This is a genomic window from Collinsella sp. CLA-ER-H11, assembly GCF_040092445.1.
Lineage (GTDB): Bacteria > Actinomycetota > Coriobacteriia > Coriobacteriales > Coriobacteriaceae > Collinsella.
In genome coordinates, this window is record NZ_JBBNLN010000017.1 from 1 (window position 1) to 16,120 (window position 16,120).

Here is a 16,120-nt window from a genome sequence, read left to right on the forward strand (position 1 = left end):
GCCTTTCCTTCCATTCGTCACCTTCATTACTCCAACGACGAATTCTAGGCGGTGTCCCCGTCCTTTCTTGAAAGGGCGGAGGCGGGGCATGCCCCGCCTCTTACACCACATCTCTGTGCGCTACCGTGCGTGGTGCGCTTCGATGTTGAATACTCCCAAAAATGCATGGCGGAACATGACCCACCTGGCCAAAAGCGCTCAAGTTCGGCATTCGGGGACGCCTGCCAATTCACAATACATACAAGTCACGGCTCTAGTAACCGTTGAACGGTCAAAATCGACCGTTCACCCCATGGTGGTTAGGTGAACGTTCACCTTTTAAGTCGCAATGAATTAGTATAGTGAACGTTCACCTAGAGGATAACGAGCGCATCGTGCGCCCGCTCCGCCAACAAAGGGGTTGTTTGATGAAAAACTTCATGGACGATCAGGATTTCCTGCTGAGCACCAAGACCGGCGAGGAGCTGTTCCACAACTTTGCCGAGGGCATGCCCATCGTCGACTACCACTGCCACATTTCTCCCAAGGAGATTTGGGACGACAAGCGTTTTGAGAACATCACCGAGGTTTGGCTGGGCGGTGACCACTACAAGTGGCGCCTGATGCGTGCAAACGGCGTTGATGAGCGCTTCATTACCGGCGATGCCCCTGCTCGTGAGAAGTTCCAGAAGTGGGCCGAGACCCTGGGCCGTTGTGTGGGCAACCCCGTCTTTGAGTGGAGCCACCTGGAGCTTAAGCGTTACTTTGGCTACGAGGGCGTCCTAAACGGCAAAACCGCTCAGGAGGTCTGGGACCTTGCCAACGCCAAGCTCGCTGAGGCCAGCTTTACCTGCCGTAACCTGATCAAGCAGTCCAACGTCCGCATGATCTGCACTACCGACGACCCCGCCGACAGCTTTGAGTGGCACAAAAAGATTGCCGCCGACGACAGTTTTGACGTTCAGGTCGTTCCCGCCATGCGCCCCGATGCCGCCCTGCGCATCGAGCGTGGCCAGGAGTTCGCCGACTACTGCAAGCATCTCTCCGAGGTTGCCGGCGTTGAGATCAGCGACTTCGAGGGCATGAAGGCCGCCATCTCCAAGCGCTACGATGTCGCCCACGAGCTGGGCTGCCGCGCTTCCGACCACGCGCTCGACTACGTTATGTACGTTCCGGCTACCGCCGACGAGATCGAGACTATCTTTGCCAAGGGCCTTGCCGCCGAGCCGCTTACCGAGGACGAGGTCCTCAAGTACAAGACGGCCTTTATGCAGTTCGTCGCCGGCGAGTATGTCCGCCTTGGCTGGGCCATGCAGCTGCACTTTGGCTGCAAGCGTGACAACAACCGCGCTATGTTCGCCAAGCTCGGTCCCGACACCGGCTACGATTGCATCTCCAACTACACGCCGTCCGACCAGCTGGCCGATTTCCTCAACTCCATCCAGGAGTCCACGGGTCTGCCCAAGACCATTCTGTACAGCCTGAACCCCATCGACAACACCATGATTGATACCGTGATGGGCTGCTTCCAGGAGGCTCCGACCGCAGGCAAGATCCAGAACGGCTCTGCCTGGTGGTTCAACGACAACGAGGTCGGTATGCGCGAGCAGCTCACGGCTCTGGCTAACGAGGGCGTGCTGGGCAACTTTGTGGGCATGCTTACCGATTCCCGCTCCTTCCTGTCCTACCCGCGTCACGAGTACTTCCGTCGCGTGCTGTGCGGCGTGATCGGCGAGTGGGTCGAGCAGGGCAAGTATCCGGCCGACATGGAGCTGCTGGGAGCCATCGTGCGCGACATCAGCTACAACAACGCGGTTCGCTACTTTGGCTTTGACCTGGATACCGTCGAGGCCTAAACCCGCATCGAATCACACTGAACCCGGGAGCGCCGTTGCCACACGCGGCGCTCCGTTTTGCTTGCACGCTAACAAACGCCTAAGGAGACACATAGATGGAGAACATCAGCTACGAGACGCTCAAGAAGATCGGCTACAAGGGCTACCTGCTGCCCAAGGACGCGCCCGAGAAGGTTCTGCAGTTTGGCGAGGGCAATTTCCTGCGCGCCTTCGTCGACCGCTTCTTTGACATGGGCAACGAGGCAACCGGCTGGAACGGCAAGGTTGTCATGGTGCAGCCCATCAGCGGCGCCTTTGGCTTTGCCGACGGCATCAATGCCCAGGACGACCTGTACACCGTGCTGGTGCGCGGCAAGGAGAACGGCAACACGGTTGACGAGTCCCGCGTGATCAGCGCCTGCAGCCGCTGCCTCAATCCGTATCGCGAGGACGACTACCGCGCCATGATGGAGGTTGCCGTCTCCGACGACCTGGAGATCATCGTCTCCAACACCACCGAGGCCGGTATCGCCTACGACCCGTCCTGCAAGGCCGACGACATGCCGCCCGCGAGCTTCCCCGCCAAGCTTGCCCAGGTGCTCCACACCCGCTGGGCTGCCGGCAAGCCGGGCGTCATCGTACTCGCCTGCGAGCTCATCGATCACAACGGCGAGGAGCTGCTGCGCATCATGAACCAGTACGTGAGCGACTGGGGCTGGGAGGACGAGTTTTCGCAGTGGATGGCCAACGACTGCACCGTCTGCACCACGCTCGTCGACACCATCGTCCCGGGTCGTATCCGCGACCCCAAGGAGGCCGCTGCCGTGGCCGAGCGCCTGGGCTACGAGGATCCCTTCCTGGCCGTGCGCGAGCCCTTCCAGATGTGGGGCATCCAGGGCGACGAGTCGCTTGCCGAGAAGCTTCCCTTCGTAAAGGCCGGCCTGCCGGGCGTCTTTGTGACCCCCGATGTCACCCCGTACAAGAAGCGCAAGGTCCGCATCCTCAACGGCGCCCACACTGCCTTTGTTCCGGGCTCCTGGGTTGCCGGCTTTGACATCGTGCGCGATTGCATGCACGACGAGACCGTCCGCGGCTTCATGAACACCATGCTCTACGACGAGGTCATCCCGACGCTTGCCGCCGACCTGGACGTCGAGGACTGCAAGGCCTTTGCTGCCGCCGTCGAGAACCGCTTCGACAACCCGTTTATCGACCATGCGCTGCTCTCCATTTGCCTCAACTCCACCGCCAAATGGCGTGCTCGCGACCTGCCCACGCTCAAGGACTATGTTGCCGAGACCGGCAACCTGCCCAAGTGCCTGGCGACGAGCCTCGCTACGCTCATTGCCTTCTATACTCAGGAGCTCGTTGCTCGCGAGGGCGATGGCCTGCACCTGCGCCGCGCCGACGGCACCGAGTACACCGCTCAGGACGATGCCTTCGTGCTCGATTTCTACGCCGCCCACGCCGGTACAGACGATGCCGAGCTGGTGCACGACGTGCTCACCAATGAGCAAATGTGGGGCGAGGACCTTACGAAGATCGCCGGTCTTGAGGAGTTCGTCGTCAGCACACTCGCCGTCGTGCGTGTCGAGGGCGCCAAGCAGGCCTTCGCCAACGCTCAGGCGTAAATTCCCGGTGCGGGCGCCAGGCGGCTTGCCCGCGCCTCGACTTCTGCTCAACCTGTAGGGTTAGGACCATTTGTAATGAACACTATCCAGATCAATCCGGCCGATAACGTGATCGTCGCGCTGTCGCCGCTTGCCAAGGGTGCCGCCGTCGCGGTTCCCGGGGTGGGCGAGGTCGTTGCCGCGGAGAATATTCCGCAGGGCCACAAGATGGCCGTGCGTGCCATTGCGGCGGGGGAGGACGTCGTCAAGTACGGTCTTCCTATCGGCCACGTGACGGGCGACATCCAGCCCGGTCAGTGGCTTCATACGCATAACGTCAAGACCAACCTTTCGGGCGAGGTCGAGTACGCTTACAACCCGACGCATCCGGTTGTTGAGCCGGTTGAGCCCGAGACCTTTATGGGCTTCCGTCGCGCCGACGGTCGCGCCGCCACGCGCAACGAGCTGTGGATTATCCCCACGGTCGGCTGCGTCAACGAGGTCGCGCGCGCCATGTGCGAGCAGGCTCAGGATCTGGTCGAGGGTTCGCTGGAGGGCGTTTACTACTTCCCGCATCCCTTTGGCTGCTCCCAGACCGGCGCCGACCACGCCCAGACACGCCGTCTGCTGGTGGCGCTTTCGCGTCACGCAAACGCTGCGGGTGTGCTGTTCCTATCGCTCGGTTGCGAAAACTGCACGCACCAGCAGGTGCTTGACGAGCTCGGTGACTTCGATCACGAGCGCGTTCGCTTCCTCACCTGCCAGAATGTAGCCGACGAGCAGGTCGAGGGCCACAAGATCCTGTCCGAGCTGGCCGACCTGGCCAAGCGGGCCAAGCGTGAGCCCATTCCCGCCTCCGAACTGGTCATTGGCCTTAAGTGCGGTGGCTCTGACGGTCTTTCGGGCATTACCGCCAACCCCACGATCGGTCGCGTGAGCGATATGGTCGTAGCCCGCGGTGGCACATCGGTGCTCACCGAGGTGCCCGAGATGTTTGGCGCCGAGAGCATTCTGCTCGATCGCTGCGAGGACGAGCAGGTGTTTAACGCCGCCTCCGACATGCTCAACGGCTTTAAGGATTACTTTATTAGCCATGGCGAGGTCGTCTACGAGAACCCGAGCCCCGGCAACAAGGACGGCGGCATTACCACGCTCGAGGACAAGAGCTGCGGCTGCGTGCAAAAGGGCGGATCTGCCCCCATCGTCGACGTGCTGCCGTACGCCGGTCAGGCTACCAAGCATGGTCTGAACATGTTGTGCGGTCCGGGCAACGACATGGTATCCACCACGGCCCTGACGGCTGCCGGCTGCCACGTGATCCTGTTCTCGACCGGCCGCGGCACGCCGTTTGGTGCGCCGGCGCCTACGCTCAAGGTGTTCACCAACCAGCGCCTGTGCGACCACAAGGCCAACTGGATGGACTTTAACGCCGGTGTGGTGGCTACGGGCGAGCGTACGCTCGATGAGGCTGCCGGCGATCTGTATCAGCTGGTGCTGGACACGGCGAGCGGCAAGCTTACCAGCGCCGAGCGTCGCGGCTGTCACGAGATCAGCATCTGGAAGGACGGCGTCTGCCTGTAGCGATGACACGTTGAGCGCGTGATCGGGCAAGCTGTTGCAAAGACCGGACGACCCCGCTGAGGACATTCTCGGCGGGGTCGTTTTTCGTTTCTCGTTGCGTTGTCGTGCACGGCTTTTTTGGGGAAGGGCGCCCGGCACCTCCCTCATCTCCAGAGAACAATGAACGTTCACCTAGTGGTTGCGTGGTGCTGAATCGACTTAATAATCAAAAATGCAGGGATCTTTTCATTTTCAGGTCCGTTCAACGGCAAAAAACGACCGTTCAAGGATAATATACAAGTGAACGTTCACCTATTATAAGCAATCGCGCATAATCTAGCTAAACGTTCACCCTGAACGGCATGCAGACAGACGTCGGTATGGACTCCAATGTCTTGTTCCAAGACAATCGAGAAAAGAGAGGGAGCTCGATGACTAACAAGATCGGTAAAAAGCGCAAGATCACATTCTGGACGCGCTTGGGCTTTGGTATGGGCGGCATGCTCAACTCTGGTGCCCTGACCTTTACGCACAGCTACATGGTGCTGTTCCTGTCCACGGAGTGCGGTCTGTCCGCAGGCGAGGCTGCGCTGATCAGCTCGTTCGCCATCTATCTCAACGCCATTCTGTGCCCGCTCATGGGCTTTGTGGCCGATAACTTCTACGCTACCAAGATCGGCCGTATCTTTGGCCGCCGCCGTTTCTGGATCTTGCTGGCAATCCCGATGATGGTCGCCGAGCCGCTCATCTTTGTGGCTACGCCGTTTGGTTTCCCGTACTACTTTGTGCTGTACCTGATCTACAACGTCGCGTATACGTTCTGCACCGCCAACCTGTCGCCGCTTACCATTGAGATGACCGACGACTTCAAGGAGCGTACGTACCTCACCGGCTACAAGCATCTCTTTGGTAACGCCGCCGGCTTCCTGATGGCAGCACTCGTCGGCTTTGGCTTTGGCACCTTCGGCGAGACCAACCCGTTCAGCTACTTCATCATCGCTACGGTCAACGCTTCGGTCATGGCGATCTCGCTGCTGTGCGTGTACCTGTCCACGTGGGAGCACACCCCCGAGGAGGTGGCTCAGGAGAAGATCGAGAGCGTCGGCGAGGGTATCAAGAAGTTCTTCATCGACGTTGTCTCTACCTTCCGCAACAAGTCCTTCCGCAAGGTCCTGTATGCACAGGTCTCCACGAAGCTCGCTGCTGCCTGCTGGTCTGCCTGCCTGTCCTTCTTCATCGTCTACTGCCTGCAGATTCCTAAGTCCTATGAGTCCGTGATGGAGATGCCCGGCAAGGTCGTCGCTATCGTCTGCACCGCCATCTGGGTTGCCCTCATGGCCAAGAAGGGCTTCCACAAGTCTTGGTACCTGGCCAACGTCGGTTGCGCTGCGTGCATCATCGCCTACAACTACTTCGCCTTTGGTCAGATTAACGGCACCTCCACGGTCGCCATCGCCATGATTGCCTACCCCATCATCTTCGCCATCTGGAAGTTCTTCTACGTTGGTTTCCAGTACCTGCCCGATGTTCTGCTCAACTACATCCCCGATGTCGATGAGCTCATCACCCTGCGTCGTCGCGAGGGCATCTACAGCTCCGCTCAGCAGCTCTGCCAGCAGATCGCCCAGGCTATCGCCGTCAACGCATGGGCTATCGTCCTTGCTGCCTCCGGCTTCATTCAGACCGCCGGCAACAGCGACGCCGTAACCCAGCCCGCCACCGTGCCTCTGTACATCTGCGGCTACATGCTCATCGGCTGCGCCGGCTTCTTCCTGCTCGCGGCTGTCCTTGCCCGCGGCATCAAGATCGACAAGGAGCAGTGCGACATCCTTTGCGACGAGATCCGCCGTGTCAAGGAGGGTGGCAAGATGGCCGACGTCCAGCCCGAGGTCAAGGCTCTTTGCGAGGAGCTCTCCGGCTTCAAGTACGAGGACTGCTTCGCTCACAACAACGTTGGCTTCCAGGACGGCAGCGTAATCCCCGCCGAGTAGGGCAGGCGCATCGTCCAAATCACAGGGCCGTGCCACCGGAGATCAACCGGCGGGTGCGGCCCTTTTTTAAAAACGAGTAGTATGAACTTCTGATTACATTTGAGGGAGAGACCCATGGAGACGAACGTTATCTGGCGTAACGCCCGCGCGGCCGTTATCGAGCTCGACGACGGTGGCTACTTTACCTGTGCCGATACGTGGGAGATCTTTGTCAACGATGAGCCCGTCGGTACCACGAATACGGTCGAGACCTATGTTGACGGCCTGGTTCCCGGCAAGCGCAACCTCGTCCGCTTTGTCTGCGGCGAGCGTGAGCTGAGTGTGGGCGTCACCACGCCCGCGGAGCCCTTTACCATCAACGTTCGCGACTGCGGCGCTAAAGGCGATGCCGAGCACGATGACACCACCAATATCCAGGCTGCCATCATGGCTTGCCCCAAGGGCGGGCGCGTGTTGATTCCCGCCGGTAACTACCGCATCAAGTCCCTCTTCCTTAAGAGCAATATCAACATCGAGCTTGCGGAGGGCGCGGTGCTGCTGGCCCGTCACGACCGCGCGGCGCTTGCCTACATTCCGGGCACGGTCACGGGTGACAAGGGCACCGGGTATGCCGGCACCGATATGCTGCCCCTGGGCCGCTGGGAGGGCGAGAGCTTTTCGACCTATTGCTCGACCTTTACGGGTCTGAGCGTGCACGACGTGTGCATCTATGGCCGCGGCGCCATCGACGGCCAGACCGATTTTGCCGAGGATAACTGGTGGAACAAGGACTTTAAGAATATCTTCCGCCCCGAGGAGGGCCGCGAGGTCGCCCGCCCGCGCATGATCTTCCTGTCCGAGTGCGAAAACGTGAGCCTTGCCGGCTTTACCGTCCGCAACAGCCCGGCGTGGAACATCCATCCCGTCTTGTGCGAGCACGTCGATGCGCTCTGCCTGTCAATCGAAGGTCCCAAGAACTCCCACAACACCGATGGCTTCGATCCCGAGAGCTGCGGTTTTGTTCGCGTCCTGGGTTGCCAGTTCTCGGTGGGCGATGACTGTATCGCCATCAAGAGCGGCAAGCTGGGCATCGAGCCCGAGCTTCGTCCCGCTACGCACGATATGCTCGTCTCGCACTGCTACATGCACGATGGCCACGGCGCCGTGGTGCTGGGATCCGAGGCTGCCGGCGGCATCAAGGACCTTACCGTGAGCAAGTGCCTCTTTGAGCGCACCGACCGTGGCCTGCGCGTCAAGACCCGCCGCGGCCGCGGCAAGGACGCCGTCAACGTGGGTATCACCTTCGAGCACATTCGCATGGATGAGGTGCTCACGCCTTTCGTGGTCAATTCGTTCTACTTCTGCGACAAGGACGGCAAGACCGACTACGTTCAGAGCCGCGAGGCACTGCCCGTCGACGACCGTACGCCCGGCTTTGGCGCCACGACGTTCCGCGACATCGAGGCCACCAACTGCCACGCGGCCGCGGCCTATATCACGGGACTGCCCGAGAGCAAGGTGACGCGCCTGACGTTCCAGGATGTCCATGTGACCTTTGCCGCTGATGCCGAGCCCTTTGTGCCGGCCATGGCCTGTGGCGTGGAGCCGATGGTGCGCCAGGGCATCATCGCGCAGAACGTGAAAGTCCTCGACCTGCAAAACGTGGTGATTGAGGGTCAGGACGGCGAGGAGCTGCAGCTCCAGAACGTCGACAAGGTCGTCCGTTCCTAACTCGGGTTGATGGCCAGGGCTGCATTGTCGGATAGATCGGCAATGCAGCCTTTATGCGATACGGCCGTGTGCGCTGCGCTGCGCATCATGGTGAAAGGGAATGCATGCTCAATAAAACGATTCCTGTCGGGGTCGATGGCTCGTCTGCCACGATTACGTCTTATGTGTTTGCCCCGACCGAAGATGCTTATGCTTTAAAACCGCTGCCTGCAGTTGTGGTCGTGCCAGGAGGCGGCTACGACCATGTTTCGCCGCGCGAAGGCGAGCCGGTAGCGCTCCGTTTGCTGGCAATGGGCTACCAAGCGTTTGTGTTGAACTACTCGGTTGCTCCGGCTGTCTATCCGCTGGCATTGCAAGAACTCGCGCGAACGGTCGATACCGTTCGAAGCCATGCGACGGAGTTTTGCGTCGATCCCAATCGAATTACGGTCATGGGTTTTTCGGCGGGTGGACACCTGGTTGGCTTGCTCGGGGCGCTTTGGGACAAACCTTGGCTTGCAGAGTCGATTGCGACATCGCCTGAGTCGATTCGGCCTGACGCACTTTGCTTGGGCTATCCGGTCGTAAGCTCGGGGGCCTATGCCCATCGTGGCTCGTTTGAACACCTAACGGGTGCCGATGACGTTTTGGCCCAAAAGTTGTCGATCGAGAATATGGTGGGCGAGGGCTTCCCCCGTACGTTCTTGTGGCATACCGCCGAGGATGCATCGGTGCCAGTTCAAAATAGCCTCCTTCTTGCGCAGGCTCTTGCCGACCACGGGATTGGCTTTAGCCTACATGTCTTTCCGCATGGAAAGCATGGGGCATCGCTCGCCACGGCCCTAACGGCATTTAAGGGCTGCGCCGAGCATGTTCAGCCACAAGTTCAGGGCTGGCCTGAGCAGTTCGCTTCCTGGGAGCGTGATGGACGATGAGCGAAAGTATCTATACGCTGCGCGTTTCGAGGGCTGCGGCAGGAGTGTATCCAACGATTTCCGATGCCTTGGCGGCAGCCGATCAGCTCTATCCGGATGCCGAGCAACCGGTGATGATTCGCGTCGATCCGGGCGAGTATCGCGAGCGGGTCGAGATTCATCGCTCGCATGTGACGATTGAGGGAGAGACGGCCGATAGCGTGCGTATCGTGGGCGGCTTGGGCGCCAAGATGCCCTCGGGGGACGGATCGGGCATCGACGGAATGCTCGGCACCTTTAGGACCTATACCGTTTTGGTCGATGCCGACGACGTGCGGCTCGAGAACCTAACGATCGTAAATGATGCCGGCGATGGGCGCGAGGTCGGTCAGGCGATTGCCCTGTATGCCGATGGCGACCGTCTGGTTGTCGATGCCTGCTGCATTAAGGGGCACCAGGACACACTGTTTTTGGGTCCGCTGCCGCCGCATGAGGTCAAACCGGGCGGGTTCATAGGACCCAAACAGTATGCGCCGCGCCGGGTGGGGCGCCAATATTTCCGACGTTGCCGGATCGAGGGCGATGTCGACTTTATCTTTGGCGGCGCGCGTGCCTACTTTGAGGGGTGCGAGATTCGCTCGCTCAACCGCGATATGGATGTCAACGGGTATGTAACGGCAGCCTCCACGCCTAAAGGCGAGCCGTACGGATTTGTGTTTCATGGTTGTTCGTTTACAGCTCCGGATGGCGTGGCACCGGATTCGGTCTACCTGGGCCGTCCTTGGCGCGAATGGGCACAAACTGCGCTGATCGATTGCTGGCTGGGACGACATATCAAGCGCGAAGGCTGGTGGGATTGGAATAAGCCGGCGGCGCACAGCTGCGCGCAGTATGCTGGCGCAATCCTGCATGGGCCGGCGGGTGATACTACCGACTGGGTGCCGTGGGCAAATAAACTCGATGTGATGGCTGCCGCCGGGTACGCCCGCGAACAGGTGCTTGCCGGTGCGGACGGCTGGGATCCCGAGGGCGGCGACGGTGATGCGGTGGAGACGGCTGGGCTATCTGCCAATGGCCGCACCGTGCACATCGAGACGTACTGCGAAGACGAGCCTGCGCTGCGTGCCCGGCTGAAGCGCGAGGGACGTTCGGCTGCTTTTACGGGCAAGACTCCTGCAGATTTTGAGGCATGGAAGATTGCGACCAGGACTCGTCTGTACGATGTTTTGGGCCTTTCGCTTATGGATCGCGTCCCGATTGAGATTCGTGAGCTCAGCCGCGTGCGGGTTGCCGGCGGCATCGTGCGCACCCATGCGATATTGCAGGTTGAGCACGATGTGTGGATGCCGTTTTACCTGTTGGAGCGTCTTGTCCTAAGCTTGATGAGCGGGGGCTCAAACGCTGTTATATCTGCCCGCATGGCCATCAGGGAGCGGGTGCTGCAAGCGTAGCCGGTGTTGCGGGCGTGCCGGCTGTCGATGATGCCGTGCGTAAGTTCAATTACGACTACGGTCTGCGTTTGGCACGCATGGGTTACGTAACCGTCTGTCCTGATGCGCGCGGTTGGGGATACCGTCGTGACTGGAAGGGCCAGGGCGATGACGAGAACAGCTACCTGCGCGGTACGTGTCTGAATCAAGCACGTATGGCCGAGCCACTGGGTCTTACGGTTGCGGGCCTCAACGTCTGGGACAACATGCGCTTGATCGATTACTTGGAGGCGCGCGGCGACATTGCCATGGATGACTTGGGTTGCTTTGGTTTTTCGGGTGGCGGCTACATGACGTTGTACCTGGCCGCACTCGACCCGCGTGTGCGCAAGGCGTTTGTCTCGGGCTATCTGTATGGTGTCGGTGATTCGTTGCTGCATCTCAATGGCAATTGCAGCTGCAACTACACACCCGGACTTTGGCGCTTACTCGACATGGGCGATATTGCCTCGCTCATCGCGCCGCATCCGCTGTTGGTGCAGAGCTGCGAAGAGGATCATCTGAACGGTGCGCGCGGGCTGAAAAATGTTGACGAGCAGCTCGAGATCGTGCGCGATGCCTACAAGTTGCTGGGTCGCAGAGATGGCCTGCGGCACGAGGTGTGTCCGGGTGAACACCATCTGGGCGTGGCACATCTTGCCGAGGATATCGAATGGCTCGATTCGCACGTTGCGGAATGCGCCCCCGTGCATAGCCCCTCGGCATGCTGCGAATAAACGGTACGTTCCTGTATGACCGCCGATGGGCGGATGAGGAGAAGATTATGGAAACGAAGAGCTTGAGTGAATCGACCATTTGCTGCTTTGGCGACTCAACGACCTGGGGCGACAACGGCTGCGGTGGGGGAGGCAACGACATCTCGTGGACCTCGCATTTGGGCGCGTTGCTGGGAGGTGCGGTCATCGAGAACTTTGGCATCAAGGGTTCGCGTATCGCCATCAAGGCCGACCGCAGCGATTCGTTTGTCGAGCGCCTGGACGGCATCGACAATGCGGCTGATATCTACATCGTCTTTGGCGGCGTCAACGACTTTAGCCGCAACGTGCCGCTTGGCGAGTTGGGCAGTACCGATGTGCACGAGTTCTATGGTGCACTCGATTACCTGATCCGCACCATCACGGCGCGTTCGCCCCAGGCAAAGCTTGTGTTTATGACGCCGTGCAAGACGAGCGGTAAGCACGAGAAGGATATCCCGGCAAGCGATGAGCTCAATCACCTGGGGTTGACGCAGGTCGCCTACGTAAAGGCGATGCTCGAGGTCTGTGACCGCTACTCCGTTCCGGTGATTGACCTGTATGCGCAAAGTGACATCAGCCCGTTTTTGCCGGAGCACCGCGAGCTCTATATGCCGGACGGTCTGCATTACAGTCCTGCCGGCTATGAGCGCCTGGCGCATCGCATCGCCGCGGGTCTCACCGCCGTTTGCCGCTAAAAGTCTGCCGTTTGCGGGGAATATAGGGTTAACGTTCACCCTATATTCCCCGTTCGCGTTACACTAGGGGTAACGTTCACCTATCGTTTATGTCAGAGGGGACAGCAATGGGTTGCAATCAAATCCTGGACCGTTATATCGAGCAGTTGATCGAAACCTCTACGCCGCAGGCGCCGGCTTGGAATATCGAAAAGCTCCGTGCCGGCAAGGAGAACACCTGGAACTATATCGACGGCTGCATGATCAAGGCGCTCATCGAGCTGTACGAGATCACGGGTGAGCAGCGCTACCTGACCTTTGCCGATGACTACATCGATTTCTTTGTCCAGGACGACGGTACCATCAAGCATTACAACCCGCAGGATTACAACCTCGATAACGTCAATGCGGGCAAGACCCTCTACAAGCTCTATGACCTGGTGGGCAAGCCCAAGTACCGTGCCGCCATGGACACCATCTACCGCCAGCTCGAGACCCAGCCGCGCACCAAAGAAGGCGTGTTTTGGCACAAGGCCGTCTATCCCAACCAGATCTGGCTCGATGGCATGTATATGGCCCAGCCGTTCTACATGCAGTACGAGCTGAGCTTCCACAACCGTCGTGCCTGCTCGGACAGCTTCCATATGTTCCAGGTCGTGCATGACCTGATGCGCAACCCCCTCAACGGTCTGTACTATCACGCTTACGACGCGAGCCGCAAACAGTTCTGGTGCGACCCGGTCACCGGCCTTTCGGCTAACTTCTGGCTGCGCGCCGAGGGCTGGTTTGCCATGGCACTCATCGATACCTGGGAGCTCATGCCGCCTTCGATGTCGGCCGAGAAGGATGAGATTCGCAAGATGTTCCACGACCTGATCGATGCCATGCTGCCGTATCAGGACGAGAAGACCGGCATGTGGCATCAGGTCATCAACCTGCCCAATATCGCCCCCAACTACCTGGAGGAGTCTGGTAGCGCGATTTTTGCCAATGCCATCATGAAGGGCGTGCGTCTAGGCGTGCTGGGCGAGCGTTACTACCAGTACGGCCGTCGCGCCTTCGACGGCATCTGCGAGACCTGCCTGTCCGAGCATGATGGGCAGCTGGCGCTCGACAACATCTGCCTGGTCGCGGGCTTGGGAAACACCGCGCACCGCGAGGGCACGTTTGGTTACTACATGAGCGAGCCTATCGTCAAAAACGATGCGAAGGGCGTGGCGCCGCTGGTGCTTGCCTATATCGAGACCATGCATCACGACAAACTGGCCGGCAGGCATGACCCGCTTGCTCCCTCGGGCGTGTGCTCTATCGAGGACCCGTTTGGCGGATACACCCCGGGCATCAACGCTCATAAGGGATGTGAATAACGTGGGGGCTATTACTCCGGGTGTGCGTTTGCACGACCTTCCGCAGGGGACCGTCGAGGAACGCATCCGCATGGCGGGAGAGCTGGGCTTTTCGTGCATTCAGCTGCCGAGCAAGGTGCTCTACGCATCGATGGGGATCGATCGAGGCGGCCTGACCCGCGAGCTTGCCGACCATTTGCGTGCGGTGCTCGACGAGGCGGGCGTTTCGGTCGCCGTGCTCGGCTGCTATAAGAATTTGGCGACGCCCGATCGCCAACAGCTCATGGATAACTTTGCCGAGTACGAGTCGTGCCTCAACTTTGCCCAGATGCTCGGCGGATGCCCGGTTGGTACCGAGACCGGTCGTCCCAATGCGCAGAACCGCGTTGCTGACGACCGTATGACCGACGAGGCGCTCGATGCGTTTATGGACGGACTCGCACGCGTCTGCGAGTGCGCCGAGGCCGTGGGTGGGCAAATACTGATCGAGCCCGGTTGGAACGAGACGGTTAATACTCCGGATCGCTGCCGTGAGGTGCTGGAGCGCGTCTCGAGCCCGTCGCTCGGCGTGATCTACGACCCGGTATCGCTGCTGCACCCCAGTGTCGTTGACGAAGCGCAGGAAATCACCGCGCGCATGCTCTACTTATGCGGCAGTAAGATCCGCGTGCTGCACGCCAAGGATTTTGAGATCGTTGATAACGAGGACGGAGCCGGATGGTGCGACGGTACGGGTTCGCGCCTGGTGTGTCATGGCGTGGGCGAGACGGGCCGCTATGACTTTGAGCCCGTAGTGGCCTGGGCGGCTGCCGCCTGCCCTGGGATTCCCTGCGTGGTCGAGAACAGTGTGCCGGCGACGGCGGCTGACTGCCTGGCGACACTCGAGCACATGTCTGCTCGCTGCGGGGCTTCTCATCGCGAGTTATAGCATTGGCTTTTGCCGTGTCGGCAGATTGAGATTACCTGTATGGGGGCGGCGGTGAAGGGTCTTTATCGTCGCCCCCATTGGATTGCATTAAAAAGGGGAGTTGCGTGGCTATCCACATTGTCGAAGAGGCGAATCGTTGCCTAGGTTGTAAAAGGGCGTTCTGTCAGATTAAGGGCTGCCCGGTTCAGACGCCTATTCCGCAGGTCATCGACCTGTTCAAACAGCGTCGTCTAGAAGAAGCGGGCGAGCTGCTGTTCCAGAACAATCCCATGAGCGCGGTCTGCTCTATGGTGTGCAACCATTCGGGCCAGTGCGAGGGTGCTTGCATCCAGGGCCGCAAGGGCACACCCGTGCATTTCTCGAGCATCGAGAACTATATCTCGACAGCGTATTTGGATCGTAAGGAGTGGAAGCCCGCGCCGTCGTGCGGCAAACAGGTTGCCGTGGTCGGTTCCGGTCCCGCCGGTATTACCGTGGCCATTAAGATGGCCCAGCTGGGCTGTGCCGTCACGGTATTTGAACAGCGCCCCGAGATCGGCGGTGTGCTGGAGTACGGTATCCCCGAGTTCCGCCTGCCCCGTGCGCTCGTACAAAAGTACCGTCACGTGATGTGCTCGCTTGGCGTGCGCGTGCGCCCCTCGACCACCATCGGCGGCGCACTGCACATCGATGACCTGCTACGTGACGGCTACGACGCGGTCTTTGTCGGTACCGGTACCTGGCGAGCTCGCAAACTGGGTATTCCCGGCGAGTCGCGCGGCAACGTGCTGTTTGGTATCGATTACCTGGTTGATCCTTCGAGTGTGGCGATCGGACAGAATGTGGCGGTCATCGGTGCCGGTAACGTGGCCATGGATGTGGCCCGCACGGCGCTGCGCTCGGGTGCTCGTAAGGTCACCGTGTATGCTCGATCGCGCCATATCTCGGCCATCGATGACGAGGTGGAGCTGACCGAGCTTGACGGTGCCGAGATTGTGTGCGGCAAGGCGATCTGCGCCATCGACGATAACGGTCCGGTGTTCGAGACGGCTATCTTTGACGAGGACAACAACGTGGTGGGCTACGAGGAGGAGCTCGACCATGTGTCCGCCGACACAGTTGTGATCGCGGCTTCGCAGGTGCCCAAGGACAAGCTTGTGCTTACGACGGGCGGTCTGGAGACCGATCATCGCGGCCTTCTTTCGGTCGACGAGTACGGTATGACCACCGTGCCTGGCGTCTTTGCCGCCGGCGACGTGGTTAACGGCCCGCTCACCGTGGTTCATGCCGTGGCAGGCGCCAAGCTCGCCGTCGAAGGCATGACCAGCTACCTGGGTCTCTAGCCCATCCCATCCCATCCATCAGTTGCGGTGAAATACGGACTGTTT

The 16,120-nt window shown here is 60.0% G+C and carries 12 protein-coding genes; all 12 read left to right on the top strand.

The genetic code is table 11. The annotated features are described in order from the left end of the window. Nucleotides 1–407: 407 nt before the first annotated feature. The 12 genes from uxaC to AAAX35_RS09050 all read left to right on the top strand — a co-directional run bounded on the left by uxaC (nt 408) and on the right by AAAX35_RS09050 (nt 16,075). On the top strand, nt 408–1,835 hold the full coding sequence (uxaC, locus tag AAAX35_RS08995) for a glucuronate isomerase (protein WP_117778839.1): 1,428 nt from the start codon (nt 408–410) through the stop codon (nt 1,833–1,835). A gap of 95 nt (nt 1,836–1,930) precedes the next feature. Further along, nucleotides 1,931–3,445, top strand: a complete 1,515-nt coding sequence (locus AAAX35_RS09000; protein ID WP_349117381.1) for a tagaturonate reductase — start codon at nt 1,931–1,933, stop codon at nt 3,443–3,445. Nucleotides 3,446–3,520: 75 nt separating this feature from the next. Beyond that, complete coding sequence (locus tag AAAX35_RS09005; RefSeq protein WP_349117382.1) at nt 3,521–5,005, top strand: altronate dehydratase family protein; 1,485 nt, start codon at nt 3,521–3,523, stop codon at nt 5,003–5,005. Between the two features lie 410 nt (nt 5,006–5,415). Beyond that, on the top strand, nt 5,416–6,975 hold the full coding sequence (locus tag AAAX35_RS09010) for an MFS transporter (RefSeq protein ID WP_349117383.1): 1,560 nt from the start codon (nt 5,416–5,418) through the stop codon (nt 6,973–6,975). A 114-nt stretch (nt 6,976–7,089) separates the two neighbouring features. Beyond that, entirely contained in the window at nt 7,090–8,685 is a 1,596-nt protein-coding gene (locus AAAX35_RS09015; protein WP_349117384.1) for a glycoside hydrolase family 28 protein, read from the top strand. Nucleotides 8,686–8,789: 104 nt separating this feature from the next. Continuing rightward, on the top strand, nt 8,790–9,599 hold the full coding sequence (locus AAAX35_RS09020) for an alpha/beta hydrolase (protein WP_349117385.1): 810 nt from the start codon (nt 8,790–8,792) through the stop codon (nt 9,597–9,599). Beyond that, nucleotides 9,596–11,029, top strand: a complete 1,434-nt coding sequence (locus AAAX35_RS09025) for a pectinesterase family protein (RefSeq protein ID WP_349117386.1) — start codon at nt 9,596–9,598, stop codon at nt 11,027–11,029. Before AAAX35_RS09020 ends, AAAX35_RS09025 begins: the two co-directional genes overlap by 4 nt. A 14-nt stretch (nt 11,030–11,043) precedes the next feature. Further along, nucleotides 11,044–11,784 carry a hypothetical protein gene (locus tag AAAX35_RS09030; protein WP_349117387.1) on the top strand — a complete coding sequence of 247 codons (741 nt, stop codon included), beginning with the start codon at nt 11,044–11,046 and terminating at the stop codon, nt 11,782–11,784. A gap of 47 nt (nt 11,785–11,831) precedes the next feature. Next, the gene (locus AAAX35_RS09035) at nt 11,832–12,500 is read left to right on the top strand and encodes an SGNH/GDSL hydrolase family protein (RefSeq protein ID WP_349117388.1); all 669 of its coding nucleotides are present in this window, start codon (nt 11,832–11,834) and stop codon (nt 12,498–12,500) included. A 107-nt stretch (nt 12,501–12,607) separates the two neighbouring features. Continuing rightward, nucleotides 12,608–13,846, top strand: a complete 1,239-nt coding sequence (locus AAAX35_RS09040) for a glycoside hydrolase family 88 protein (RefSeq protein WP_349117389.1) — start codon at nt 12,608–12,610, stop codon at nt 13,844–13,846. Nucleotide 13,847: 1 nt separating this feature from the next. Then, nucleotides 13,848–14,753, top strand: coding sequence for a sugar phosphate isomerase/epimerase family protein (locus AAAX35_RS09045; RefSeq protein WP_349117390.1), 906 nt, complete (start codon nt 13,848–13,850; stop codon nt 14,751–14,753). Nucleotides 14,754–14,857: 104 nt separating this feature from the next. Then, entirely contained in the window at nt 14,858–16,075 is a 1,218-nt protein-coding gene (locus tag AAAX35_RS09050; RefSeq protein WP_349117391.1) for an FAD-dependent oxidoreductase, read from the top strand. The last annotated feature ends 45 nt before the right edge of the window (nt 16,076–16,120 follow it).